Origin of the sequence: Arthrobacter sp. ok362, from assembly GCF_900102785.1 — a bacterium.
Classification (GTDB): Bacteria; Actinomycetota; Actinomycetes; order Actinomycetales; family Micrococcaceae; genus Arthrobacter.
This window is the reverse complement of the sequence record NZ_FNGC01000003.1, coordinates 129,508-153,788: the sequence shown is the minus strand read 5'-3', so window position 1 is coordinate 153,788 and position 24,281 is coordinate 129,508. Positions and strand designations below refer to the sequence as shown.

The 24,281-nt window shown below is 67.5% G+C and carries 18 protein-coding genes; 4 read left to right on the top strand and 14 right to left on the bottom strand.

What is annotated here, in order from left to right:
• Positions 1–79: 79 nt before the first annotated feature.
• From BLQ10_RS05050 to BLQ10_RS05035, 4 genes are read right to left on the bottom strand one after another with little or no spacing between them, the layout of a single operon-like run.
• Positions 80–1,549, bottom strand: a complete 1,470-nt coding sequence (locus tag BLQ10_RS05050) for a sensor histidine kinase (RefSeq protein WP_091559150.1) — start codon at positions 1,547–1,549, stop codon at positions 80–82.
• 35 nt (positions 1,550–1,584) lie between these two features.
• Entirely contained in the window at positions 1,585–6,459 is a 4,875-nt protein-coding gene (locus BLQ10_RS05045; RefSeq protein WP_091559148.1) for an NAD-glutamate dehydrogenase, read from the bottom strand.
• 57 nt (positions 6,460–6,516) lie between these two features.
• Positions 6,517–7,842, bottom strand: coding sequence for a CpaE/TadZ family protein (locus tag BLQ10_RS05040; protein WP_091559686.1), 1,326 nt, complete (start codon positions 7,840–7,842; stop codon positions 6,517–6,519).
• Positions 7,839–8,483, bottom strand: coding sequence for a CpaB family protein (locus BLQ10_RS05035; RefSeq protein WP_091559146.1), 645 nt, complete (start codon positions 8,481–8,483; stop codon positions 7,839–7,841). Before BLQ10_RS05035 ends, BLQ10_RS05040 begins: the two co-directional genes overlap by 4 nt.
• 151 nt (positions 8,484–8,634) lie before the next feature.
• Here BLQ10_RS05035 and BLQ10_RS05030 point away from each other — a divergent pair, with 151 nt between their 5' ends.
• The gene (locus tag BLQ10_RS05030) at positions 8,635–8,856 is read left to right on the top strand and encodes a helix-turn-helix domain-containing protein (protein WP_090583666.1); all 222 of its coding nucleotides are present in this window, start codon (positions 8,635–8,637) and stop codon (positions 8,854–8,856) included.
• 14 nt (positions 8,857–8,870) lie between these two features.
• On the opposite strand, the gene BLQ10_RS05025 is transcribed toward BLQ10_RS05030, so the two are convergent.
• On the bottom strand, positions 8,871–9,440 hold the full coding sequence (locus tag BLQ10_RS05025; protein WP_091559144.1) for a hypothetical protein: 570 nt from the start codon (positions 9,438–9,440) through the stop codon (positions 8,871–8,873).
• A gap of 182 nt (positions 9,441–9,622) precedes the next feature.
• Here BLQ10_RS05025 and BLQ10_RS05020 point away from each other — a divergent pair, with 182 nt between their 5' ends.
• Together BLQ10_RS05020 and BLQ10_RS05015 are read left to right on the top strand one after the other, a co-directional pair.
• Positions 9,623–10,474 (top strand): LysM peptidoglycan-binding domain-containing protein, encoded by an 852-nt coding sequence (locus tag BLQ10_RS05020; protein WP_175558476.1) that lies wholly within the window; start codon positions 9,623–9,625, stop codon positions 10,472–10,474.
• 108 nt (positions 10,475–10,582) lie between these two features.
• Positions 10,583–11,065: an Rv3235 family protein gene (locus BLQ10_RS05015; RefSeq protein ID WP_091559140.1), complete on the top strand. Its 483-nt coding sequence runs from the start codon at positions 10,583–10,585 to the stop codon at positions 11,063–11,065.
• Positions 11,066–11,214: 149 nt separating this feature from the next.
• Here BLQ10_RS05015 and secA read toward each other — a convergent pair whose 3' ends face one another.
• From secA to mtrA, 7 genes are all read right to left on the bottom strand, one after another.
• Positions 11,215–13,953, bottom strand: a complete 2,739-nt coding sequence (gene secA / locus BLQ10_RS05010; protein WP_091559138.1) for a preprotein translocase subunit SecA — start codon at positions 13,951–13,953, stop codon at positions 11,215–11,217.
• 102 nt (positions 13,954–14,055) lie between these two features.
• Positions 14,056–15,273 carry a winged helix-turn-helix domain-containing protein gene (locus BLQ10_RS05005; protein WP_091559136.1) on the bottom strand — a complete coding sequence of 406 codons (1,218 nt, stop codon included), beginning with the start codon at positions 15,271–15,273 and terminating at the stop codon, positions 14,056–14,058.
• A 33-nt stretch (positions 15,274–15,306) separates the two neighbouring features.
• Complete coding sequence (gene raiA, locus BLQ10_RS05000; protein WP_091559133.1) at positions 15,307–16,032, bottom strand: ribosome hibernation-promoting factor, HPF/YfiA family; 726 nt, start codon at positions 16,030–16,032, stop codon at positions 15,307–15,309.
• 155 nt (positions 16,033–16,187) lie between these two features.
• On the bottom strand, positions 16,188–17,168 hold the full coding sequence (locus BLQ10_RS04995) for a ComF family protein (protein WP_091559130.1): 981 nt from the start codon (positions 17,166–17,168) through the stop codon (positions 16,188–16,190).
• A 110-nt stretch (positions 17,169–17,278) separates the two neighbouring features.
• The gene (locus BLQ10_RS04990; protein ID WP_091559127.1) at positions 17,279–18,997 is read right to left on the bottom strand and encodes an LpqB family beta-propeller domain-containing protein; all 1,719 of its coding nucleotides are present in this window, start codon (positions 18,995–18,997) and stop codon (positions 17,279–17,281) included.
• Positions 18,994–20,853 (bottom strand): MtrAB system histidine kinase MtrB, encoded by a 1,860-nt coding sequence (mtrB, locus tag BLQ10_RS04985; protein WP_254785405.1) that lies wholly within the window; start codon positions 20,851–20,853, stop codon positions 18,994–18,996. The genes BLQ10_RS04990 and mtrB overlap by 4 nt, the downstream gene beginning before the upstream one ends.
• Before the next feature lie 208 nt (positions 20,854–21,061).
• The gene (mtrA, locus tag BLQ10_RS04980; RefSeq protein ID WP_091559125.1) at positions 21,062–21,736 is read right to left on the bottom strand and encodes an MtrAB system response regulator MtrA; all 675 of its coding nucleotides are present in this window, start codon (positions 21,734–21,736) and stop codon (positions 21,062–21,064) included.
• Between the two features lie 180 nt (positions 21,737–21,916).
• Here mtrA and BLQ10_RS04975 point away from each other — a divergent pair, with 180 nt between their 5' ends.
• Positions 21,917–22,624: a DUF4166 domain-containing protein gene (locus BLQ10_RS04975; RefSeq protein ID WP_091559682.1), complete on the top strand. Its 708-nt coding sequence runs from the start codon at positions 21,917–21,919 to the stop codon at positions 22,622–22,624.
• Positions 22,625–22,672: 48 nt separating this feature from the next.
• On the opposite strand, the gene BLQ10_RS04970 is transcribed toward BLQ10_RS04975, so the two are convergent.
• Together BLQ10_RS04970 and BLQ10_RS04965 are read right to left on the bottom strand one after the other, a co-directional pair.
• Positions 22,673–23,716 (bottom strand): uroporphyrinogen decarboxylase/cobalamine-independent methonine synthase family protein, encoded by a 1,044-nt coding sequence (locus BLQ10_RS04970; RefSeq protein WP_091559123.1) that lies wholly within the window; start codon positions 23,714–23,716, stop codon positions 22,673–22,675.
• 2 nt (positions 23,717–23,718) lie between these two features.
• On the bottom strand, positions 23,719–24,135 hold the full coding sequence (locus BLQ10_RS04965) for a chorismate mutase (RefSeq protein WP_091559120.1): 417 nt from the start codon (positions 24,133–24,135) through the stop codon (positions 23,719–23,721).
• Positions 24,136–24,281: the final 146 nt, after the last annotated feature.

The window sequence follows — 24,281 nt, the reverse complement described above, 5'->3', positions numbered from 1 at the left end:
CGCCTAGCCGCCCGAGTCGCGGGCGCATCAGGCGGTGATACTTGGCCGGGCAATCCGAGGCATCTCACTGCGAGCAACCTCAGCGCGTCGAGAGGCTCAGGACAATCTGGACTGCGGTTCCCCCGCCGTCCCTGGCCTGCCAGTGGATGGTCCCGCCAAGTTCACTCGTGACCAGCGTGCGGACAATTTGCAGGCCAAGGCCCTCGACATACGGCGTGGCCGGCAACCCGACGCCGTCGTCCTCCACCGTCACGGTGAGAAGTTCATCCCCGTCCTCGGTCTCCGAGCGATCGGCGACCAGCCAGACTGTACCGGTCCTCCCCTCCAGCCCGTGCTCGACGGCGTTCGTGACCAGCTCGTTGATGACGAGGGCCAACGGGGTGGCGAAGTCGCTCGGCAGTTCCCCGAAGAGGCCCGAACGCTGGGTCTTGACCTGCTGCGAGGGCGAGGCAACCTCGGCCGAGAGGCGGAACTGGCGGCCGATGAGTTCGTCGAAATCAACGCTCTGGGTCAGGCCCTGCGAGAGCGTCTCATGCACCAGGGCAATGGTCGCCACCCGCCGCATGGCCTGCTCGAGCCCCTGCTTGGCCTCGTCGCTGACCATGCGCCGTGACTGCATCCGCAAAAGGGCCGCGACGGTCTGCAGGTTGTTCTTCACGCGGTGATGGATCTCGCGGATGGTGGCGTCCTTCGTGACCAGTTCCATCTCCCGGCGACGCAGCTCCGAGACGTCCCGGCACAGGACCAAGGCACCGAACCGCTGCTGCTCGTCGCGCAGCGGGATCGCGCGCAGCGAAAGACTAACGCCCCGTGACTCGACTTCACTGCGCCACGGCATGCGGCCCGTGACGACGAGCGGCAGTGTTTCATCGACCAAGCGCCGGTCCCGCAAAAGCCCCGCCGTCACCTCGGCGAGGGACCGGCCTTCGAGGGACTCGCCGTCGCCGAGGCGGCGGAATGCAGAGACCCCGTTGGGGCTGGCGTACTGGACGATCCCCTCGGCGTCGAGCCTGATCAGGCCGTCGCCCACACGCGGAGCGCCGCGCCGCGAGCCTGTGGGCGATGCGAAGTCCGGCCACAGCCCCAGGGTTCCCATGCGCAGCAGATCGTAGGCGCACTGCCGGTAGGTGAGCTCGAGCCGGGAGGGCATCCGTGAACTGGAGAGGTCCATGTGGGAGGTGACGACCGCCAGGGTGCGGCCGTTGCGGACCATCGGGACCGCCTCGACCCGCAGGGCCATATCGCTGCTCCAGTTGGTCTCGTTGGAGCGCTCGATCGCACGGCTCTCCCACGCCTTGTCGACCAGCGGCCGCAGGTCCGACCTGATCCCCTCCCCCACGAAGTCGGCATGGAACACCGTGTGCGTGGTGGAGGGGCGGACGTGGGCGAGTGCCACGTAGCCGAACTCAGGATGCGGAAACCACAGGGCGAGGTCGGCGAACGCGAGGTCAGCGACCATCTGCCAGTCGCCGACCAGGAGGTGTAGCCATTCGGCGTCCCCCGGGCCAAAATCAGCATGTTCCCTGATTGGGTCCGTAAAGATTGCCACAGCACCTCCATTTGCGACACCAGGGACGGCAGCCCCTAGCGTCGGACGATTGACCTCAAGAGCCTCAATGCTACCGACAGTGAGGCCATGTCATCGGCCTCGAGGGCATTGACCTCGTCAAACATGGACTCCGCCCGGCCCAGCTGCTCCGCGTTCTGGCCCTCCCAGGCCACCAGCCGCTCTTCAGCCGGAGTCCCGGCCGGAGTGCTCTCCAGCACCGCCGTCGTCATGTCCGAGACGGTGGAGTAGAGGTCATCGCGCAGGGCTGCACGGGCCAGTGCCTGCCAGCGGTCCGCCCTCGGCAGCTTGGTGATGCGTTCGAGGAGGGAATCTGCATGGAAGCGGTTGAAGACCGTGTAGTAAACGTGGGCAATATCGGCCGCGGATTCCTTGCTGACATGGACGATCCTGGCGATATCGAGGAGCACGAAGCTCTCGAACAGTTCCGCCCAGCGGTGTGCCAGGTCTTCCGGAAGGTCCCAGCTGCGCGCTTTCTCCAGCCATTCGGCCACGCGGGCGCGGTCGTCGCCCCGGAGGTAGTCCAGCAACCGGGCCCGCATGGGATCCATGAGCGGCTTGAATTCGGCGACGATCTCGGCGATGGGACGGGACGCAGTGCCCTGGCTGAGGAGCCACCGGACGGCGCGGTCCAGCAGCCGTCGGATGTCCAGGTGGACGGTGCTCCAGTGTTCGGTCGGGAACGACGCCGGCAGTTCGTTGAGTTCCTTGACCATGATGTCCAGCTCGTAGACCTCGCGGAGTGCCACGAACGCCTTGGCGACGGCCGATTCCGTGGCCGAGGTTTCCTCAATGGCGCGGAACGCGAAGGTGATGCCGCCGAGGTTGATCATGTCGTTGGCAACCACGGTCGCGATGATTTCGCGGCGCAGCGGGTGGGTGTCCAGTTCGGCGTCGAACCTCTCCCGCAGTTGCTCCGGGAAGTAGGTCCGCAGCGTCGTGCGGAACCACGGGTCATCGGCGAGGTCGCTGTCGCGCAGCGCGCTGGCAAGTTCGATCTTGGCGTAGGCGGCCAGGACCGAAAGCTCCGGGGAGGTCAACCCCTGGCCCTGTTCCAGGCGCTCGCGCAGCGTGGCCGTGGTGGGCAACGCCTCAAGGTCCCGCTTGAGGTCCGCCGACTTTTCCAGCCAGTCCATGAGCCGTTCGTAGCTGGGGCTCCATTCGGAGACCCGCATCCGGTCGTTGAGGAGCAGAATGTTCTGGTCGATGTTGTCCTCGAGCACCAGCCGGCCGACCTCGTCGGTCATCGAGGCTAGGAAGTCCGCACGCTCAGCGGGCTCAAGCTTGCCTGCGGCCACCATCCGGTCCACGAAGATCTTGATGTTGACCTCGTGGTCCGAGCAGTCCACACCGGCCGAGTTGTCGATCGCATCCGTGTTGAGGATGACGCCCTGCAGCGCCGCCTCGATGCGTCCGCGCTGGGTCATCCCCAGGTTTCCGCCTTCACCGACCACCTTGACCCGCAGGTCGCGGCCGTCCACGCGGATGGCGTCGTTTGCTTTGTCGCCAACCTCGGCATTCGTTTCGGTGCTGGCCTTGACGTAGGTGCCGATCCCGCCGTTGTAGAGCAGGTCCGCCGGGGCGAGGAGGATGGCGCGCAGGAGGTCCGGCGGGCTCAGCTCCGTGGTGCCCTCCGGGAGGCCGAGGGCGGCGCGGACCTGCGCGGACACGGGGATCGATTTGGCCTGCCGGGCAAAGACGCCACCGCCTTCGCTGATGAGTGACTTGTTGTAGTCATCCCACGAGGACCGGGGCAGTTCGAAGAGCCGCTGGCGCTCCGCGTAGGACGTTGCCTCGTCCGGAGTGGGGTCCAGGAAGATGTGCCGGTGATCGAAGGCGGCCAGCAGGCGGATGTGCTTGGAGAGCAGCATGCCGTTGCCGAACACGTCACCGGACATGTCGCCGACGCCCACTACGGTGAAGGGCTCCGCCTGGGTGTCGAGGTCCAGCTCGCTGAAGTGGCGCTTGACCGATTCCCAGGCGCCGCGGGCGGTGATGCCCATGGCCTTGTGGTCATAGCCGACGGAGCCGCCGGAGGCGAAGGCATCGCCGAGCCAGAAGCCGTATTCGCCGGCCAGCCCGTTAGCGATGTCGGAGAAGGACGCCGTGCCCTTGTCGGCCGCGACCACGAGGTAGGAGTCGTCGTCGTCATGGCGCACGACGTCGGCCGGGGGCCTGACGGTTTCGCCCTCGGCCGTCACGATCAGGTTGTCCGTAATGTCCAGCAGTCCGCGGATGAACGTCTTGTAGCTCTCGACGCCCTCGGCCATCCAGGCGCTGCGGTCGGCCGCGGGGTCCGGGAGTTGCTTGGCGTAGAAGCCGCCCTTGGCGCCCGTCGGGACAATGACGGCGTTCTTGACGGTCTGCGCCTTCACCAGGCCGAGGATTTCGGTGCGGAAGTCCTCGCGCCGGTCCGACCAGCGCAGGCCGCCGCGGGCAACCTTGCCGAAGCGCAGGTGCACGCCCTCGACACGCGGCGAGTAGACCCAGATCTCGAACATGGGCCGCGGGAACGGCAGGCCCGCGATGCTGGACGGATCCAGTTTGAAGCTCAGGTGGGCCTTGTTCTGGTAGTAGTTCGTCCGGAGCGTGGCCTGGATCAGGTTCTTGAACGTGCGCAGCAACCGGTCGGCGTCGAGGGTCGCGACCTGCTCGATCGCTGCATCCAGTCCGGCGAGGACCTCGACCTCCCTGAGCACGCGATCGGTGTCGCTGAGTGCCGGGTCAAAGCGTGCCGCGAACAGGGCGCTGAGTCCCCGCGTGACATCCGCGTTCGCCAGCAGGGTGTCCGCCAGGAATCCGAAGGAGTTGGTGTTGCCCATTTGCCGCATGTATTTGGCGTAAGCGCGCAGTACGACCACCTGGCGCCAGTGCATGCCCTCCCGCAGCACCAGCCGGTCGAAGCTGTCGGACTCCACGGCGCCGGTCACGGCAGCGCCGAAGGACTCGCCCAGCAGCTGGCCGGTGGCCTGTGGATCCACGCCGGCGGGGTACTTGAGGCCGAGGTCGTAGAGGAAAAAGTCCCGCTGATCCGCGGTCTCGATCTCGAACGGACGCTCGTCCAGGACCTCGAGGCCAAGGTTATGGAAGTACGGCAGGATCTGGCTCAGGCTCTTCGGCTCCAGCATGTAGAGCTTGACGCGGGCGTCCTCTTCCAGCGTGGCTCCGGCGCCTTCGGGCAGGTAGACGTGGACGCCGGGCTGCTCCTTGACGCCTTCGCCGGCCCGTTCGGCCGCGGCACCGTACTTTTCGAAGCGGTCGATGTCCTGCAGCGCGTCTTCGATCTCGTAGTCCACGCGGTAGCTGGCCGGGAACGCTTCCGCCCAGACGGCTGCCAGTTCCTTGGCGCCGTCCTCCCTGAGGCCCGCGCCCCCGCCGTCGCCGCGGGCGCGCAGAACTTCGGAAATGCCTTCGCCCCAGGAGCGGGCGGCCCGGACCAGGCGCTTCTCCAGTTCGTCGCTGTTGACGTTGCTGACATCGGCGTCCTTGGGCAGCCGGATCCGGAAGAAGAGGCGGGCCAGGGCGGACTCCGTCATGCGCGCCTCGTAGTCGATGGACACGGCGTTGAAGGTTTCCCGCAGTTCCTGCTCAATGCGCAGGCGGACGTTGGTGGTGTAGCGGTCGCGCGGCAGGTAGACGACGGCGGACATGAACCGGCCGTAGATGTCGGGGCGGAGGAAGAGCCGCGTCCGGCGGCGTTCCTGCAGCCGCTGGATGCCGGTGGCGATGGCGGCGAGGTCGGGGATCTCAATCTGGAAGAGCTCATCGCGCGGGTAGGTCTCGAGGATGCCCAAGAGGTCCTTGCCCGAGTGCGAGTCCGGCGGGAAACCGGCGTCGTGGAGGACAGCAGCCACTTTTTCCCGGACCACGGGGATATCGCGGACGGAACCGGCGTAGGCGGTCGTGGCGAAGAGGCCGATGAAGCGGCGTTCCCCGTTGACGTTACCGGCGGCGTCGAAGCTCTTGACGCCGATGTAATCCAGGTACGCCGAGCGGTGCACGGTGGAGCGCGAGTTCGCCTTCGTGATCACGAGGGCGCGCTTCTCGCGTGCCTTCTTCCTGCCGGCCTCGGTGAGGTGCTGGACCTGGCGGCTGTCCGCGCCGGCGCGGAGCAGGCCGAGGCCGCTTTCCTCGCGCAGTTCCAGCACATCCTCGCCGGATACGTTCACGAGATCGTATTCGCGGTAGCCCAGGAAAGTGAAGTTCCCGTCATCGAGCCAGCGGAGCAGAGCCTGGGCCTGCCGCAGCTCCGCAATCTGGGCCCGGTTGGCCACCCTGTCCAAATCCGCGGAGATCTCAAGGGCCTTCGTGCGCATCTTCGGCCAGTCTTCGACGGCGGCGCGGACGTCGCCGAGCACCCGGGAAATCCCCTTGACCAGCTCCGCGCGCTTGTCCTCGCCCACGAGGTCGATTTCGACGGCGATCCAGGATTCCATGTGCGAGGCGTTGTCACCCTCGGCGATCAGGTGGGAGAGGTTCGGCATGGCTGCCGTGTCGCCGCTGGAGATGCCCAGGTGGGAGGGTACGCGCGCCACCTTGGCCAGCTGGCCGGTCTCGCGGTTGCGGGTCACCACGAAAAGCGGGTGCAGTACGAGGTGGATGGGCGCTTTCTGGCGGACCAGTTCGGCGTTGACTGAGTCCACGAGGAAGGGCATGTCATCGGTGACGATGTACAGGACACTGCAATCGGCCTCGTCACGGAGGACAATGTTCGCGATGCCTGGCAGCCGCGTCGCCGCGATTTGGCGGTGGGTGTCGGCCCTGGCCGTCAGGACTTCCTGGGGATAGGCCCGGAAATCCTCCTCCGCGAGGTGCTCGTAGTAATCCCCGAGGTAGCCTTCGCTACTCCCGATCGAAACGGGCTGATCCTCCACACTGGACCCAGACGACATCGAAACGCCTCCATAAAAGAAGTTCACAGCCGCCTCTTTGCGGCCCATATGTTGACCCTAACCCTTTGCCCGGCGCTCTGCTGTGGAAGAAAAGACAAAGGATTTCTTGTTTCGCTGGGCAGGTGCACAAACCAGTGCGGCGATCGAACGCCGCAGCTCCGATTCGGGTGCGGATTCGAGCAATAGTGCCCCGGATAGCAGGGCTGCGTCGCTCGCCGCGGGATCGGACGGCAGGAACGCCGTCAACGGCGCCGAGGGGCCGTACCGCTCCCACGCAGCCCGGAGTTGGCGCTCGGGCGACCGCCCAACGGCGGAGGTCCTGACTTTGTTCATGACCACTTGGGGCGCTGCCTGCGGGACGGCCGTCCGGAGCTCGGCCAGGCCGCGGACCAGCCTCGGCACGCCGATGGAGTCGGCCGCCCCGACGGCAAAGACTGTGTCGGCCAGCTCCAGGCTCCTCAAGGTCGCGGCGTTGCGGCGCGGCGCGCCGCTGTCAAAGCCAAGCTCGTCATCGGCTTCAAGGCAGAAGCCGGTGTCCACCACAGTGACATCTGCGATCTCCCGGGCCCGCTCCAACACCAGCGTGAGCGCTGCGGCGCGCAGTTCCGTCCAGCGGTCCGCGCGCGTGATCCCGGTGAGCACATGAAACGTCCCGGCCTTGGTCGCCACCGTCGTGGCGATCCTGAGCAGGGCATCGGCGTCGAGCAGTCCCTGGTCTGCCAGCCGGCAGGCCTGGGCCAGCCCGGCAGCCTCGTCGAGCAGACCCAGGAGGGCGGCCACGCTGGCCCCGTAACTGTCGGCGTCGACCAGCAGCACCGATTGCCCTTCCGCGGCCAGCTCCCCCGCGATGTTGGCGGCCACCAGGGTCCGGCCCGGCGCGCCCGCCGGGCCCCAGACCGCAATGATCCGGCCCTTCGCGGCTGTTCCTGCGGTGGCTGGGTTTGCCCCGGAAGACCGCGGCACCTGACCAACGGCCGGTGCGGCAAGGGAGGAAGCATCGTCGGACCCAGCGCGCCCCGGCCGGTGCCCGGTGCCACTGAGCTGTGCCACCGCGGCGGAAATCCGCGCCGCAAGGGCAGCGGCCTCAACAGCGCGGGATTCCGCTGCCACGCCAATGGTCCGCAGGCGGGCCGTTTCTTCCGGGCTATCAGTCAGGGCGATGACGACGACGCCGACGGCGGACAGCCGGTCCACCAGCGAGGCCGTCAGCTCTTCGCCGCCTGCCGCGACGACAGCTGCGCGGGCCAGCCCGCTCTGGCAGGCGGCCAGCAGTTCCGCCAGCTCGCTGCACCGCCGTACAACGGACACAGGTCCGTGCAGACGCTCGAGGCCGCCCACCAGGTCATCACGGGAGTCCCCCACCGTCACCACCGGAATGCTCATCGCGCGGTACCGGCCGGGTTCCACACGACCGCAATCTTTGCCTTGTTGGCCTGGGCTCCCAACAGCTTCGGCATCTGGGCGTCCGGGACGAGCACCATGACCACCGTCGACCGGGAGGACCCCAGGGCAGTGCTGCCCGGGGTGATCTGGGCAATTTCGGCGCCGGAGAGGAGCAGCGTGGGCTCGCTGAAGCCGTTGCGGGTATCCGGCAGCGCCACCCACACGTCCACGCGGGAGCCCGCGACGGCCTGCGCGGGAAGGTTTTCCTCGACGGTGACGGCGACGGGCTTGCGGTCCAGCCCATCGAGCTGGCCGACACTCTCGCGCGGCAGCAGCTGGTCCTTGCCGATCCTCTGCACGGCCACGAGGCCGGCGTCCAGGCCGGATTCCGGGGTCAGGTAGTGCTGTTCCACCTCGCCGAGCCGTACCTTGACCCGGTGCAGCTTGTCGACGGTCAGCGTCTCGCCGACGGCGATCGGCTCCCGTGCCGCGTACGCTTCGGTGGTCTGGTCCGCGGCACCGACGAGTGAGACCACGCCCACCACGGATGCAAGGACCAGCAGGATTCCGACGAGGAGCCGGGGGTCTTTCCAGGACGGCTTTTTCAAACGCGCCCCTTCGGCTGCCGCGCTTGCACTCATGCGTCCGCTCCCCTGTCGTCGCCGTTCTTTCCCGGGATGCCGGGCACCCCTATTGTTGCGCCCGGACCGCCCGGGTGGAAGATCCAGGGCCAAACAGGCGCAAACTGTGGATAACCGCACCAGTAGGCATCAACGGTGGCAAAATGGACTCATGCCTCGATTCCTGACCCTCGCTGACGTTGCCGAGCAGCTCCAGATCAACTCTCCGGCCGCCTACGCGCTCGTTCGCAGCGGCGAGCTCAAGGCGATCCAGGTGGGCGGGCGCGGCCAGTGGCGTGTCGAGGAGAAGATGCTCGAGCAGTACATTCAGGAACGCTACGCCGAGGCCAGCCGCATGATCGAAGAGGCCAAGTCGAAGTCTGCCGGAAGTTGAACTGGGCGTTCTGACTAGCCGCCCGCGGCACCGACGGATCTGATGCCCGCCAGGGCGCCAAAAGGAATAGCCACCACCTGCCGCTTGTCCGCCGGACGCCGGTCCTCGCCCTCCGGCGTCACGGCCAGATCCAGGAAATCCCGGCCGACCGTGTCAATGACGCCGTGGAGCGCGGACTCGGCCCTCCCGTGCGAGAGACATATCGCCACCCGCGCCCGGTTCCTGGCGAGTCCCCGGAGAGCGCTGCCCAAACCCAGCCGCCGGCGGACGGTTGACGGTTCGGCGACCGCCACCCGCGAAAGACCCACATACTGCGCGGCCGCGGCATAGGGAATCAACACCTGGTGTTGGGGCTCATCAAGGACCAGGGCCTCGCTGCCCGCGTGGCTCAGCACCCCCTCGAACGCCTGCCCCGAGGACAGCTGCACGCGGATGCTGAGCCCGAGCGACCCGCGGAGCCGGTCCGCGAGTTTCACGCCCGCGGAATCCACCAGTGCACGCTCCGCTATTTCTGCCTCAAAATCCAGCCGCTGGCGCGCCGCCAGCTGCGCCTCCATATCGTCAAAGAGGGCGTCCCACCGCATGGCGCCAGCGTAGGCGCGCCTCCCGCACCGGTCAATCCACAGGCACCGGCAATCCACAGGGATAGAACTGCCCCTAGACAAACTGATTCTTACAGGCCCACACTTCGTTCAACAGCCTTAAACATTATCAAACGACATCAAACGACATTAAACAGGACCGAAACCGAATGGAGGAAGCAGCCATGGACCGGACAGCAGCACCGCAACCCCGCACCCACCCGTCGCCCTTGCCCTCGCCCAGGCAGGCGGTTCGGGCCGACGCGGCCATGGCCACCGTCATCCTGCTGCTGGGAATCTTCCTCGTGGCTACCGGAGGCTTCCTCGTCCATCGCTGGCAGTCAGGCTCGGCACGCCGGCAGTCACTTTCCTTCGAGGACCAGCTGGGGATCGTGGCAAATACCGCCGGACTAATCGTCATCACCTGGTGGGTGATGTCCCTCGCCATCGCCGTCGCGGCAGCCCTGCTTGACCGTCTTGGCAGGACCCGCGCGGCGGCCGCCACGGGCCGGTTCAGTCCGGCGTTCATGCGACGGCTGGTTCTCGCCGCCGTCGGCCTGCAGCTGCTGACAGCGCCGCTGGCCACCGCGGCGACTACGCCCGACGGGCCCGGTCCGGGCCGGCCTGGCCACGCAGCGGTGTCGGCATCGTGGACACCGCCACCCGGGCAGGCCCCGGCGCCGGGCCCGCAAGATCCGGCCGCCGGTTCCGCGGTAGATCCGCGCTGGAAGCCAGTGAGTCCGGTCGTGGACGCCGGCCCCCTGGCCGCACGCCATGCACGCGCGCAGGACACACCCGGCGGCGGCAGAGAGGTCACGGTCCGGTCCGGTGATTCGCTGTGGAGCATTGCGGCGGCGACGCTGGGGCCCTTCGCGTCCGACGCCGACATCGCCAGAGAGTGGCCCCGGCTGTATGCGGGGAACCGCGACACCATCGGAGCTAACCCGCACTTCCTGCGGCCCGGACAAGTCCTCGTCCTCCCGCCGCCAAACTCGGGACCCGCCGCACCACGGTCTGGGCCAGGGCCCCGGCCATGACCACAACCAGGGCCAGCGGAAGTTCATCCAGCACCAGCCCCGCCCTCTCCCCCGCAAGCACCACGACCCCACAAGCACCAGCCATCAGCCATCTGCAAAGGAACCGTCATGAATGCAGTAACCGGGATCCGCTCAGCTGCGGCGCCCCCAGCCCCGCACGCCCCCACCCTCCGGGTTGTGTCCGGCACGGCAACACCGGCCGTGCACGCGGCAGCGGCCCCGCCGCCCCTGCGCGTCGTTGACGAGGCCCGCGAGATTTGTGCGATTTCCCGCAGCACCGTGCAGGCGGCCATCGAAGTGCTGGCCGGAACACGGCCCGCACAGCAGCTCTCCCGCCGCCTGGACCCGCGCTGCCTGGCGGCCCTGCAGCACCGTGCCGCACTGACCCGCCGGGTTGCCTCCGGCAGCTCGCCAACGGCGGGCCGCCTGCACCGCAACCCGTCCGTCCGGTCCGTCCGGGCCTGCCGCGTATCGGATGACGTTTACGAGGCCAGCGCGGTGGTGGTCGAGGAATCGCGGGTCCGCGCGGTCGCGCTGCGGCTGGAGCGCGGCACAGCGGCCTGGCGCGTCACCGTGCTGGAGATCGGCTGAACGGCGGGGCCGCAGGCAGAAACGAGCAGAAGCAGGCAGGAACAGGCAGGAACCTGCAGGAACCGGGGCCGGCCTGTCAGGGAAAGGAGGCGCAAAACACGGGAGGACCGGAGCGATTGCTCCGGTCCTCCGCTACGTTCTCGTCGTGCCTAGCGCCGCTTCTTCTTCGCAGTGCGGCGGCCGATGTCCTGCGCCGCGGCCTTGGCCGGGTTTCCTGAGCGTCCGCTGCCCTTCGCCTCGATCCGGGTCTGGGCGGCACCGTCTTCGCCAGGGGCGGTGTACTGCAGCTGCGCGGGCTTCTCGGGGGCCTGGAGTCCGGCGGCACGGATCTGCGGCTCGTGGTGTTCGGTGTGCTGGCCCTCGGCGTCCGCCACCACAACGTCCTCGGCGGGTGTCACTTCGACGTCGAGGTTGAACAGGAAGCCGACGCTCTCCTCGCGGATGGCCTCCATCATGGCCTGGAACATGATGAAGCCTTCGCGCTGGTATTCCACCAGGGGGTCGCGCTGGGCCATGGCGCGCAGCCCGATGCCCTCCTTGAGGTAGTCCATCTCGTAGAGGTGTTCCTGCCACTTCCGCCCGATGACGGACAGGACCACGCGGCGCTCCAGTTCGCGCATACTCTCGGAGCCGATCGCCTGCTCCCTGGCCTGGTAGACCAGACGGGCATCGGAGAGGATCTCTTCCCGGAGGAAGTCGACTGTGATCCGGGACTTGCCGCCGGCCTCGTCAATGACGTCGCGCGGGGTGAAGCTCACGGGGTACAGGGTCTTGAGATTGGACCACAGGAGGTTGAAGTCCCAGTCATCCCCGGTGCCCTCGGCCGTGGCCTCGTCGATGAAAGCGTTGATGGTGTCTTCCAGGAAGTACTGGACCTTCTCGTGGAGGTCATCGCCTTCGAGGATGCGGCGCCGGTCACCGTAGATTGCCTCACGCTGGCGGTTCAGAACGTCGTCGTACTTCAGCACGTTTTTGCGCTGTTCGGCGTTGCGGCCCTCCACCTGGCCCTGGGCCGAGGCGATGGCGCGGGAGACGAGCTTGGATTCGAGGGCGACGTCGTCCGGCACCGAGCTATTCATGAGCCGTTCGGCCGCGCCGGAGTTGAACAGGCGCATCAGGTCATCGGTCAGCGAGAGGTAGAACCGGGATTCGCCGGGGTCGCCCTGGCGTCCGGAACGGCCGCGGAGCTGGTTGTCGATGCGGCGGGACTCATGCCGTTCCGTGCCGAGCACATAGAGTCCGCCCAGGTCCAGGACTTCCTCGTGCTCGTCCTTGACGGCCTGCTTGGCAGACTCGAACGCTTCGGGCCATGCGGCCTCGTACTCCTCGGAGTTTTCCTCCGGGTCCAGGCCCCGCTTGGCCAGTTCGGCGACGGCGGTGAACTCGGCATTGCCGCCGAGCATGATGTCGGTGCCGCGGCCGGCCATGTTGGTCGCGACGGTGACGGCGCCCTTGCGGCCGGCCTGGGCGACAATGGAGGCTTCCCGGGCATGGTTCTTGGCGTTCAGGACTTCGTGCCGGACGCCTTCCTTGGCCAGCAGCCGGGAGAGGTATTCGCTCTTCTCGACGCTGGTGGTGCCGACGAGGACCGGCTGGCCATTTTGGTGGCGGTCGGCGATGTCCTTGACTACGGCGTCGAACTTGACGGTCTCGTTCTTGTAGACGAGGTCGGCCTGGTCGATCCGGGTCATGTCGCGGTTGGTGGGGATGGCAACGACGCCGAGCTTGTAGGTGCTCATGAACTCGGCGGCCTCGGTCTCGGCCGTGCCGGTCATGCCTGCAAGCTTGTCGTACATGCGGAAGTAGTTCTGCAGCGTGACGGTGGCGAGCGTCTGGTTCTCGGCCTTGATCTCGACGCCTTCCTTGGCTTCGATGGCCTGGTGCATGCCCTCGTTGTAGCGGCGGCCGGCGAGGATGCGGCCGGTGTGCTCATCGACGATCAGCACCTCGCCGTCGAGGATGACGTAGTCCTTGTCGCGCTTGAACAGCTCCTTGGCCTTAATGGCGTTGTTCAGGAAGCCGATCAGGGGCGTGTTGGCGGACTCGTAAAGGTTGTGGATGCCGAGGTAGTCCTCGACTTTTTCAATACCGGCCTCGAGGACACCGACGGTGCGCTTCTTCTCATCGACCTCGTAGTCAGTCTCGGCGTGCAGGCGCGTGACCACCTTGGCGAATTCGCTGTACCAGCGGTTGGTGTCGCCCTGGGCCGGACCGGAGATGATGAGCGGGGTGCGGGCCTCGTCGATGAGGATGGAGTCCACTTCATCGACGACGGCGAAGTGGTGGCCGCGCTGGACGAGTTCCGAGCTATCCCACGCCATGTTGTCGCGCAGATAGTCGAAGCCGAATTCGTTGTTGGTGCCGTACGTAATGTCCGCGGCATACTGCTCGCGGCGCAGCGCAGGGTCCTGGTTGGACAGGATGCAGCCGCTGCTCAGGCCGAGGAAGCGGTAGACGCGGCCCATGAGGTCGGACTGGTATTCGGCAAGGTAGTCATTCACGGTGACAACATGGACGCCCTTGCCGGTGAGGGCATTGAGGTAGGCCGGAGCGGTGGCCACCAGGGTCTTGCCTTCACCGGTCTTCATCTCGGCGATGTTGCCCAGGTGCAGGGCGGCACCGCCCATGAGCTGGACATCGAAGTGGCGCATGCCGAGGGTACGGGAGGAGGCTTCGCGGACGGCCGCGAAGGCTTCGGGCAGCAGATCGTCCAGCTTCTCGCCGTCCCGGTGGCGCTCGCGCAGACGGTCGGTTTCTTCACGGAGCTCGGCATCCGTGAAGGTCTGGAAGGAGCTCTCCAGGGCATTAATGGAGTCGGCATAGTTCCGCAGTTGCCGCAGGGTTTTTTTGTCACCCGTGCGGAGAAGTTTTTCGATAAGTGATGCCACGTGAAGTTGCTCCCAGTCTCAAGCTGCCGAATTCTGGCGTGTTTAGTCTACGGGAGAGACGCAGGGCCGGTGGCGCCTGTTCCCTCACAGCGGATAGTGCGATTACCGGGCAGCCACGGCTTCGGCGAGCGCCGACGCAAGGTTCCCCGTTGGCGAGACAACTACCCCGTCCAGTCCCAGCCACTCTGCCATGAGCTGCAGTTCCGCGGCGAGTTCGACGGCCGTGTCCGCCGGGGCGCCGGCTTCTGCATGGGCAGTCCTTACCAGGAGCCGGCCGCCGGCCCGGTCGGCCTTGAGGTCCACCCGGGCGACGATCGCGTCGCGGAGCAGGAACGGCAGGACGTAGTAGCCGTACCTCCGCTTCGGCTCGGGCGTGTAGATCTCGATCCGGTAGTGGAACCCGAACAGCTCCTCGAGCCGCCGGCGTTCGAACACCAGGGAGTCGAAGGGGCTCAGGAGTGCCCGGCCGGTGGCTGAGCGCGGAAGTTTCGCCTCCGCGTGACGGTACAGGGGCCGGTCCCAGCCGGCCACCGTGACCGGTTCCAGCTGGCCGCTGTCCACGAGGTTCCGGACTGCCACGGCGGCTGCTTTCTGCGGTGTCCGGAAGTAGTCCGCGAAGCACCGCACGGTCCCAATACCGTGGGCCCGTGCCGCGGCGTCGATCAGCCGGTCCATCGCGGCGGCCGCGTCGGGTTCGGGCGCCGCCGCCTCCCCGCCCGGTCCGGGGAGCACCTTGGAGGTGAGCGTGTAGCGCCGTTCGAAGGATTCGGTCCGCGAGGATGCGGAGACAAGACCCTCTTCAAAGAGATGTTCCAGCACCCTTTTGACGGCGTTCCAGTTCCAGCCCCAGTTGTCCCGCTGCTGATCCTCCACGTGGCCGAGCCGGGCTGTCAGTTCGGCGGCGGTCATCGGCCTCCCGGCGGCCAGGGTTTCCAGCACCCTGGCCGCCACCCCGTTGCGCAGTTCGGGGTCCATGCCGTGCGCGCCCACCCATTTGCGGTTCTGCCACTGCACAAGGTCGTAGAAGTGGTCCGGCCGGATGAAGCAGGCTTCGTGGGCCCAGTACTCCATCATCCGGCGCGGGTGGCTCCCCGCCATCCTTTGGAGGATGGCGCGGTCGTAGTTGCCGAGCCGCGAGAAGAACGGCAGGAAGTGGCTGCGGGACACCACATTGACGGAGTCGATCTGAACCAGGTGCAGCCGGGCAAAGGTACGGCCCACCGCCCGTGCGCTCACGGGTCCGGCGGGCCGTTCCTTGTCCAATCCCTGGGCTGCCAACGCGATCCGCCGTGCCTGTGCCAGGCTCAGCGTTGCTTGCACGTTAGTCCCTTCGTCGGAAAAGTCTGCACCAGCTTATGCGCTGGCGGGCTCATCCTCTGAACGGTAGGCCAGGATTTTCTCTTCCAGAGTCGAATGTCCGGGCTCGCACGTCTGGTCAAGGGAGATGACCCCGTAGGTCCAGCCGTCACGGCGATACACGACCGAGGGCGCCTTGGTCTCCTTGTCCACGAAAAGGTAGAAGTCGTGACCCACAAGTTCCATGTTGTCGACGGCGTCATCGAGGGTGAGCTGGGCCGCGGGGAACACCTTCCGGCGGATCAGCACGGGCGAATCGCCGGCCGGAATATCGTTCTCGACATCGTACGGCGACTTCGCTGCCGCCGGCCCCTGGGTCTCCTGCTGCTGCGCCGCCTCCACGTAGAGCGGTTCGCTGGGGCTGGCCGGTTCCAGGGCTGCCGTCGCCTCGGTGACGGACTTCGGGGTGTGCCGGCCGTGGTGGACCTTTCTGCGGTCCCGGGCCCTGCGCAGGCGTTCAAGAAGCTTGTTGTAAGCGAGATCGAACGCAGCGAACTTGTCGGCGGCACTCGCTTCTGCGCGGATTACTGGGCCGCGCCCCAGGACTGTCAACTCAACCGTGAGCGATTCGGCGGTCTGGCGGGCTTTGGTCTCTTTGGTGACCTTAGCGTCTACCCTCTGGACCTTGTCTCCCAACGACGCGATCTTTGAGATCTTGTCGTCGGCATACTCGCGGAACCGGTCTGAGACCGTCAAGTTGCGTCCGCTGATCATGAACTCCATGGTGCCCTCCAAATGACTTCGGTGACACGACGGCGGTACTTCCCGGGGCCGATCTGACTGACAGTCGAGCCCCTTTCCGAGCCGCTATCGACAGGTACATCTGTTCTTGGTACCCATCTTCGACGTTAGTTCATAGACACCTGTTATTCATCCTTTTACGGTTTATTTTTTTGCGTCCCGCCGTTCCCCCGTGCCACCGCGGGACCGGCGGCGTCGACGTCGGAGTTGGCCGGCGGGCGTGTCGCGGCGACCACAACGGCGCCACTGACAACGGCCCCTGCGGCCCGAAGCGCACGGGCCGCCTCCGCCAGGGTGGCACCGGTAGTCAGCACGTCATCGACGATGATGCAGGGACGTCCTTCGACTCGTGCGGGCCACGGGCCGGACCTGGCCCGCATGGACCCGTGTACGCGCCGGGCGCGGGCTCCCCGGCCCAGTCCTTTCTGTCCGCCGGACAGGTAGAGGTCCCCTTTCCGGCCGGCCGGCAACCGGTCCAACAGGGGCAAGGCCGGGGGCATCCGGCGCCGCGCGGGCGGCACGGTTTTCCGGAGCGCGTCCTCGACGGTGCACCCCGGGAGTGCGTTGCCGCGGAGGAGCCGACGGAGCAGGAGATGGACGGGACTGAAACCCCGCTTGCGGAATGCGGCGGCGCTCGTGGGCACGGGGACGAGGACTAGCCCCTGCGCCGGCCCGGCCGCGGCGTGGAGGGCGCGCGCCAGGGCCCGGGCCAGCTCGGCGCCCAGCCGGGCCTGCCCGTGGCTTTTGAAGGACAGCAGGCACTGCGCCAGCTCGGCCCGGTATGCCCCGGCCGCCACCACGGGCAGCAGCACGGACCCGTCCATGTCCATCAGGGCCGGAGCCTGGGCCTCCGCCCGGAACGGCCTCAGCGTCAACAGGCGCAGCTTCCGGGCGCACGCGCCGCAGAGTGCCAGGTCCTCCGCCCCGCAGCAGGCGCAGTCCACCGCAATGGCCAGGGCGAGCACCTCTGCCGCTGCCTCGGCCGTCAGGTCGCACAGTCTCGCCAGGGGCCGCGCGTAGCTGCCGCGGTGTCGCGCCGCAGTCGCTGCGGCCGGGGCAAGGTCCGGATCCGCAGCCGGCCGCGGCCGGCCGGCGTCCTGACCCGTGTGGCTGCCCATTCTCCGATCCTGGACCGAGGGCGCCCTCGGCCCTAGCCCCGCGGGCCGCTATGTGGACAACCCGCCGGCCGGCGCCCTCGGCCCACCGCCTTCGCCCGAGGGCGCGTGGGTCAGCCCGGGAAGGACGGGTCGGTGGGGCCCTTGAGCTGCGGTGACCAGCCGTTGCCCAGCCGCTGGAAGATTCCTTCGGCGGACTGGCCGTAGATCTCGGATGTCCCGTTGCCTGCGCTGAGGGCGGTCAGCCCGGGCCACGGCGGCAGCTGCTGCGGCTGCGCCGAGGCCAGGGACAACAGCTCGGGCGTGACGGCATCGCTGGCGGAAGCCTTCATGACCGCGACCGTGGTGTCATCCACCCAGACCCCTTGGTCCGGATTTCGGGGAGTCAGCAGGGTCAGGGGCGCGGTCAGATCCCTCGGGGTGCCGTCCGCGTTCCGGACGATCCCGGTGATCTGGACCTTGCTCTTGCCTTTCTGCTCGGAAATGACAAGGGCACGCGTGCCGTCCCGGGATATCCGGAACTCCTTGACGGTCCGGTCGGCGAGCCATGCCGGCGACAGGGTTACGGTGGGGACGCGGGCTTTCTCCGCCACACCGACCGGCCGGTAGGCCACCACCTCGGTGGCGCCGGCAGCACCCGGCCCGGCGGTCCAGACCCAGTCGTAGCGGCCGAACGAAGGCCGGGACAGCGTAGCCCGCGTGGTCAGTGCCCTGGCGGGCTGGCCCGGAACGATCGAGTACATCGTGTTGCGGGCGGCATTGAGGAACGCGGCGGCGTGCGACTCGGTCGACTCCGCCGGCGCCCGCGGTGACAGGGCCGCGACGGACCGGATGTCCGGCAGCGGTGAAAGCCTGTTGTTCTCGTACCGGACCAGATCATTGTTGCTAACGGCGATCTGGTAGGCGGGGACGCTTTCGTCCCGGACCGGAGGCAGGACCGTGCCGTTGTCCTCGACGCGCACCAGATCCTGATTGGCCCGGAGCTCGACATTGATGACATCCGGCTGGCTGCGGAACGTCAGGGCCAGCTGCGTCTGCATCCGCAGCCGGTCCTCGTTGGAGGCCTCCACCAGGTCCTTGGCGGTGAGATCCACCTGGGCGGCTCCGGAGACCACGGGCACGGACTCGCGGGCCAGCTTGATGCCCGAGGGGAACGCGCTGACGACGGCGCCCTTGAGGTATGGAGCGGGCCCGCCCAGGAGGGCGCTCGTCATGGCCTTGACGGTCTTCTTCCGGATGAACCACCGGACATCCGGCACGGCGTACGTGAATGTGGGGTCGTAGAAGTAGATCGGGTAGGCGCCGTAGATGACTTTGAAGGTCTCTTCCGGAATGGCCGTGCCGTCCGGAAGATCGGAGATTCGCCACTCGCCGTCCACCTGGGTCACGGTGACGGGGATGTTTTCCGTTGTGCCCTCCGGAAGCTGCGTGGCCACGCCGTCGGCGTCCACCGAATAGGCGACGTCGAGCTGGTAGTTGAAGACGTTTTCGACGCCGGTGGCCACCACTGTGGCCTTCCGGAAGACGAGCGCCCGCTGGTCCGGCTTCCACGTCACCGATGGAGCCTGGGTGAGGTACTGCCGGGCGACGGCGTAGTCGTCCTCGTAGCCGCTGCCGGCGAGGTAGAAGTCTTCGATCACGGCTTTGGGTCCTGCGCCGGGACGCGGCGCGGCCGGGAAGAAAACCGGGGCGTTGGGGTTTCCCGCGCTCTCGTCCGTGCTCTTGCCCACCGGCCCCGAGCGCGGAATCTGGGCGCACGAGGTCAGCAGGAGCAGGACGAGAGCCAGCAGCGCTGCCCCCACGCGGGTGAACTTGCCCGAAATTCCACTCATGCCCTGCCCTCCGTCCCAATTTCCCGGGGGCCGGCCGGGGCGCCGTCCGGGGTTGGCCCGCCCACGGCGCCATTGCCGCCGTCGCCAGTAAAGTCCTCAGTGAAACGGTCAGCCATGGTCTCGCGGGCCACGGCCCCGGGTGTCCTGGCCGGCGCTTCCGCGGCCACTGGCGGGTCCAGCAAGACCACGGTCCGCTGGCTGCCTGCCACCGGGAGCCCGACGTTGACCGGCTCGAGCTGGAGCGGGGATCTGGTGATCGGCTCGTCCCGGCGCAGCGGAAGGGTCAGGCGGAAGTTTGAGCCGTAGTCCTTGCTCCCCCACGCCTGCAGCCAGCCGTCGTGGAGCTTGGTGTCCTCGGCGGCGATGGACAGTCCCAGCCCGCTGCCGCCGGTGGTGCGGGCACGGGCTGGATCGGCGCGCCAGAAGCGGTCGAACACGCGGGCCGCCTCGGCAGGAGTCATGCCGATTCCGTGATCCCGTACGGCCACGGCCACCGCGGTATCGCTGGCGGCCACGGAGACGTTCACCGGCCGGCCCTCGCCGTGTTCGAGGGCGTTCAGGATCAGGTTGCGCAGGATTCGGTCGATCCGGCGGTCGTCCATGTCGACGATGACGCTGCCGGCCGGGGCGTTAAGCGTGACGGCGGACCCGTATTCGGCGGCGACCGGCGCCACTGCCTCAATGACCTGCGCGACGAGCTGCACAATGTCCGTGGGCTCGGCGTCGAGGGTGGCTGCGCCGGCGTCGAACCGGGAGATTTCCAGCAGGTCCGCCAGGAGCGACTGGAAACGTTCCACCTGGTTGTAGAGCAGCTCCGCCGACCGCTTGTTGATCGGATCGAAGTCCTCGCGGGCGTCATAGAGGACTTCCGCGGCCATGCGCACCGTGGTGAGCGGCGTGCGGAGCTCGTGGGACACATCGGAGACGAAGCGCTGCTGCATTTGCGAGAGCGTGGCCAGCTGGGTGATTTGTTCCTGGAGGCTTGCGGCCATGTGGTTGAACGAGGCACCCAGCCGGGCAACCTCGTCCTCGCCTTTGACCACCATGCGCTCCTGCAGTTGGCCGGCCGCGAGCTTCTCCGAAACGACGGCGGCATGGCTGACCGGGCTGACCACGTTGCGGGTGACATACCAGGCGACGCCGCCGATCATGAGCACCAGCAGGGCACCGCCGGCCAGCAGGACATTCTGGATCTCGTCCAGCGTCTTCTGCGCCGTGTTGAGGTCGTAGATGAGGTAGAGCTCGTAGACGGTGCCGTTGAAGGTCACCTTGTTACCGACGGCGATGCCGGGCCGGTCTTCGGTCCCCACGGGGAACTGCGTGGACGCCCAGTACTGGTCTTTGCCCGAGTCCTGCACGGCCTTGCGCAGGTCCGGAGGGATGACGCCGATCGTGAGTTGGTCCGAGGCCCGGGATTCGACCCAACGGTTGCGCGGCTTGGTCTGCTCCGGCATTGCCTCGAAGACGTAGCGCCGCTGGATCACGGATCCGCGGCCTTCGACCGCGTTCAGCGTGTCATAGACCAGGGTGATGACGCTGGACTGGTCCGTGACCTGGGCACCGTCGAACGTGTCCTGGACCTGCTTGACGTTGTAGCGCGACTCCGATTCGGCCTGGGCGAGCCGTTCCTGGAACAGGTTGTTGGCGATCTGGTTGGACAGGTAAGCGCCTACCACCGCGAACGAACCGATGGCCAGCATCAGCGTGGTCAGGACGGTCCGGAACTGCAGCGAACGCCGCCACTTCCGATGCAACTCCCGGAGCAGGTAGCGGATGCCGGGCAAGAGACGTTGCATGCCGGTGCGGACCAGCCGCGCGACCCGGACGCCAACGATCCTCGCGCGTTTTGCCCACAACCGGGTCCGGAAGGCGTATCCGCGCCAAAGTCCCGGCCCGCCGCCAGCAGGCGGCTTTTCGGGCCCGCGCGGTGCGGTTGACTCTGCGGCTGACGCTGTCGTTGACTCTGCCGTTGACGCCGCGGATGGCTCTGCCGGGGTCATGTCCGGCGCCGTGTCCGCTGCCGTGTCCGTGGCTAGGGCCTGCCGGACACCGCGGTCCGCAGGCTCAGGAACCTGCTTTATAGCCGACACCACGGACCGTCAATACAACTTCGGGGGCTTCGGGGTCACGTTCGATCTTGGACCTCAGCCGTTGGACATGAACATTGACCAGCCGTGTGTCGGCGGCGTGCCGGTAGCCCCACACCTGCTCCAGGAGCAATTCACGCGTGAACACCTGCCACGGCTTGCGGGCGAGGGCGACCAGGAGGTCGAACTCCAGCGGCGTCAAGGAGATCCGGTCGTTGCCTCGGCTGACCAGGTGGCCGGCGACGTCGATCGTGACGTCGGCGATCCGCAGGGTTTCCGGGGCCTTCTGGTCACCCGGACGGAGCCGGGCCCGGACCCGGGCGACGAGTTCGGCGGGTTTGAACGGCTTGGGCACATAATCATCGGCCCCGGATTCGAGGCCGCGGACGACGTCCGAGGTATCCGCCTTGGCGGTCAACATCACGATCGGGACGTCAGACTCGGCACGGACCTGGCGGCAGACCTCAATGCCGTCCACTCCCGGAAGCATGAGGTCGAGCAGGACGAGGTCCGGTTTGGAGGCGCGGAACACGTCCAGCGCCTGCCCGCCGTCCGCGCAGAAGACGGGTTCGAATCCGTCATTGCGCAGCACAATACCGATCATCTCGGCGAGCGCCTCGTCATCGTCCACTACCAGAATGCGTGCCTTCATAGTTATATATTCCCCCATGGAATTGGCTTTGTCGTATCGGGCGGCCCACCGGCACGGCGCAGCCGGTCCCGCCGGCGCCCCCGGAACCCGGTCGATGCATGCGACGCTGTGACAATTGTCGCGTTGTCCTGCATGCTGTGGAAAGGCCCAGTGAACCGGCCCGGACCGCAGGAGGAACCCGTGAACACCCCCATTTACGAACGCGCCCTGGGCAGCGACTTTGACCGGCTGCAGCCGGAGCTCCAAGAATACTTCGCCTTGGCGCCGGGTTCCGGCCACTACGGCGTCGGCGAGGGGGTGTTCGACGTCGTCGGTTGCCGGCAGGCGTGGCTGCGTCCCCTGCTCCGGCTCACCACCGGCGAGCAGGCCTTCTTCCCCGAGTACGGCGAGGGCGTCCGCTTCCGGATCGAGAACCACGCCCATCTGGACCCATTCGGCAGGTCAAGCCTGACGGCCCGGCGGGAGATCTTCTTCCCCGGTACCCCCCGGCTGTTCCAGGACACCACCAGTTTTGACGACTCCGGGCGCAGGCAGGGGCTGGTGGACTACGTGGGCCGGTTCCGGCGGCTCGTCACGGACCTCAATCTCAGCGTCACGCCGGAGGGCCGGCTCCGGGGCGTGTCCGAGGCGTCCCGGCTGTTCCTGGGACCTCTCCGGATACCGCTGCCGGCTACCCTCGACGCCAAGGCCTATGCCGAGCAGTGGTGGGAGCCGCAAGACGGCGGGCGGCACCGGATCCAGGTCAAGGTGATCCAGCCCCAGCTCGGCCTGGTGCTGGTGTACGCCGGCCATTTCGACTACCGGCTCGAGCCTTACCCCGACGGCGTTGCGACGCCGGGGTACCTCCCCCCGCACGCCCGTCCGGACGGCTGGGAGAGCAGGGTCTAAGTCGGGACGCCGGCCACCCCGGCAGCCCCGGCAGTCCCAGCGGCTGCGCTAGCCGAGGGCGAGCTGGTTGAGGCCGTCCGCCACCTGGGTCAGCCGGGCCAGGACCGCCGTCGCCGCGGCGGGTGACTGCCGCGCCAGACCCTCCGACGGCGTGACCCGCAGCGCCCCCAGCGTGGACGCCGGAAGACCCAGCTGCCGCCATGGACGCCACACGTTTTCCACCACGTCGCCAACCCTTGGCAGAGTGGCGGCAGGATCGGCCACGTCCAGCGCGCCGGCCCAGAGCCGCTTGCCGGCCTCCACCGCCCCCGCGAGTTGTTCCCACTGGCGCGAGGTCAGGGCCCGAAGCGGTACGGCGATTCCGTCGGCGCCTGCCGCCAGGATCCGTTCGAAGGGCGCCTCGACCTCGGAGACTGCCACGACGGTTTCGACGGCGCCCGCGGCCCGGAGTGCGTCGATTACCAATTGCCAGGACTCGGTGACTTCCCGGCCCGAGACCGAGCGCAGGGTCCGGTAACCACTGGCGGTTGGAATGGTGCCGGCCAGCACCGAAGCAATTTCCGGTTCGTCGACCTGGACCACGATCCGGGCTCCTGGGGCAGCCTCTGCCACCCGCTTGAGGTAGCCTTCCACGCCCGCTGCGAGCGAGGCCGCGATGTCCCGGCGGGCGCCGTAGTCGAGCAGGGCCCGCTCCCCGTTGTGCAGGTGCAGGCCGGCGGCAAGGCTGAGCGGCCCGCGCAGCTGGATCTTGATCTCCTCCGGCTGCGCTTCCTCGGCCCCGATGACGTCCGCCAGGATGTTGATGTCGGTGGACAGGGCCGATTTGGCCCGCTGCAGGTCCTTGCCGGGGCGGTCCACGAGCCGCCATCCATGCGGCTGGACGTCGATGGCGAGTTCCACGAGCAAAGAGGCGGTCCGGCCCACGGCATCGGAGCCGACGCCCCGGTCGGGAAGTTCGGCAAGGAACGGCAGGTGCGGGCTGCCCAGTTCGCCGCGGATGATGCGGGCGGCCTCGGCCGGGTCCTCGCCCGGCCACGAGCCTAGGCCTGTCGCGGTCACTTGGCCCGGTGCGGGCGAGTCTGTTCCGGCCATGGCTAGGCGTCTGCGGCGCGGGCGGCGTCCGCGGAGCCGGAGGCCTGAGCGGCCTGGTGGTCTTCGGCGATGGCCTCGTGGTGGCGGATGACCTCGCCGATGATGAAGTTCAGGAATTTCTCCGCGAACGCCGGGTCCAGGTGGGCTTCCGCGGCGAGGTGCCGCAGCCGGGCGATCTGCGCCATTTCGCGGCCCGGGTCCCCGGCGGGAAGCTTGTGCGCGGCCTTGAGGAAGCCGACCTTCTGGGTGGCCTTGAAGCGTTCGGCGAGAAGGAAGACGAGGGTGGCATCGATGTTGTCGATGCTGGAGCGGATCGACAACAGCTCCGCCATTACCGCGGGATCCACGGAACCGGCCAGGGAGCTTGCCGCCGGGTCGTAGGAATCGGTTTCAGGAAGATTGAGGTTCTGCTCGGTCATTGACCCAGTCTAGGGGCAGGGAGCCTAATGCCTTCCGGTGTTAAGCACCGTTGCAGGCACTCGCCGCAGGCACAAAGGCGGCACACCAAATGGGCATGCCCACCGTTCGTGGCGAACGGTGGGCATGCCCATTTGGCAGTGGCCTG

Excerpts from the sequence above, each read along its gene's own strand:
- raiA (WP_091559133.1), bottom strand. The coding sequence starts at position 16,032 with ATGGAGTTCATGATCAGCGGACGCAACTTGACGGTCTCAGACCGGTTC.
- BLQ10_RS05025 (WP_091559144.1), bottom strand. The coding sequence starts at position 9,440 with ATGCGGTGGGACGCCCTCTTTGACGATATGGAGGCGCAGCTGGCGGCG.
- BLQ10_RS05030 (WP_090583666.1), top strand. The coding sequence starts at position 8,635 with ATGCCTCGATTCCTGACCCTCGCTGACGTTGCCGAGCAGCTCCAGATC.
- BLQ10_RS04990 (WP_091559127.1), bottom strand. The coding sequence starts at position 18,997 with ATGAGTGGAATTTCGGGCAAGTTCACCCGCGTGGGGGCAGCGCTGCTG.
- BLQ10_RS05020 (WP_175558476.1), top strand. The coding sequence starts at position 9,623 with ATGGACCGGACAGCAGCACCGCAACCCCGCACCCACCCGTCGCCCTTG.
- mtrA (WP_091559125.1), bottom strand. The coding sequence starts at position 21,736 with ATGAAGGCACGCATTCTGGTAGTGGACGATGACGAGGCGCTCGCCGAG.
- BLQ10_RS04970 (WP_091559123.1), bottom strand. The coding sequence starts at position 23,716 with ATGGCCGGAACAGACTCGCCCGCACCGGGCCAAGTGACCGCGACAGGC.
- BLQ10_RS05045 (WP_091559148.1), bottom strand. The coding sequence starts at position 6,459 with ATGTCGTCTGGGTCCAGTGTGGAGGATCAGCCCGTTTCGATCGGGAGT.
- BLQ10_RS05035 (WP_091559146.1), bottom strand. The coding sequence starts at position 8,483 with ATGAGTGCAAGCGCGGCAGCCGAAGGGGCGCGTTTGAAAAAGCCGTCC.
- BLQ10_RS04995 (WP_091559130.1), bottom strand. The coding sequence starts at position 17,168 with ATGGGCAGCCACACGGGTCAGGACGCCGGCCGGCCGCGGCCGGCTGCG.
- BLQ10_RS04965 (WP_091559120.1), bottom strand. The coding sequence starts at position 24,135 with ATGACCGAGCAGAACCTCAATCTTCCTGAAACCGATTCCTACGACCCG.
- BLQ10_RS05040 (WP_091559686.1), bottom strand. The coding sequence starts at position 7,842 with ATGAGCATTCCGGTGGTGACGGTGGGGGACTCCCGTGATGACCTGGTG.
- BLQ10_RS05015 (WP_091559140.1), top strand. The coding sequence starts at position 10,583 with ATGAATGCAGTAACCGGGATCCGCTCAGCTGCGGCGCCCCCAGCCCCG.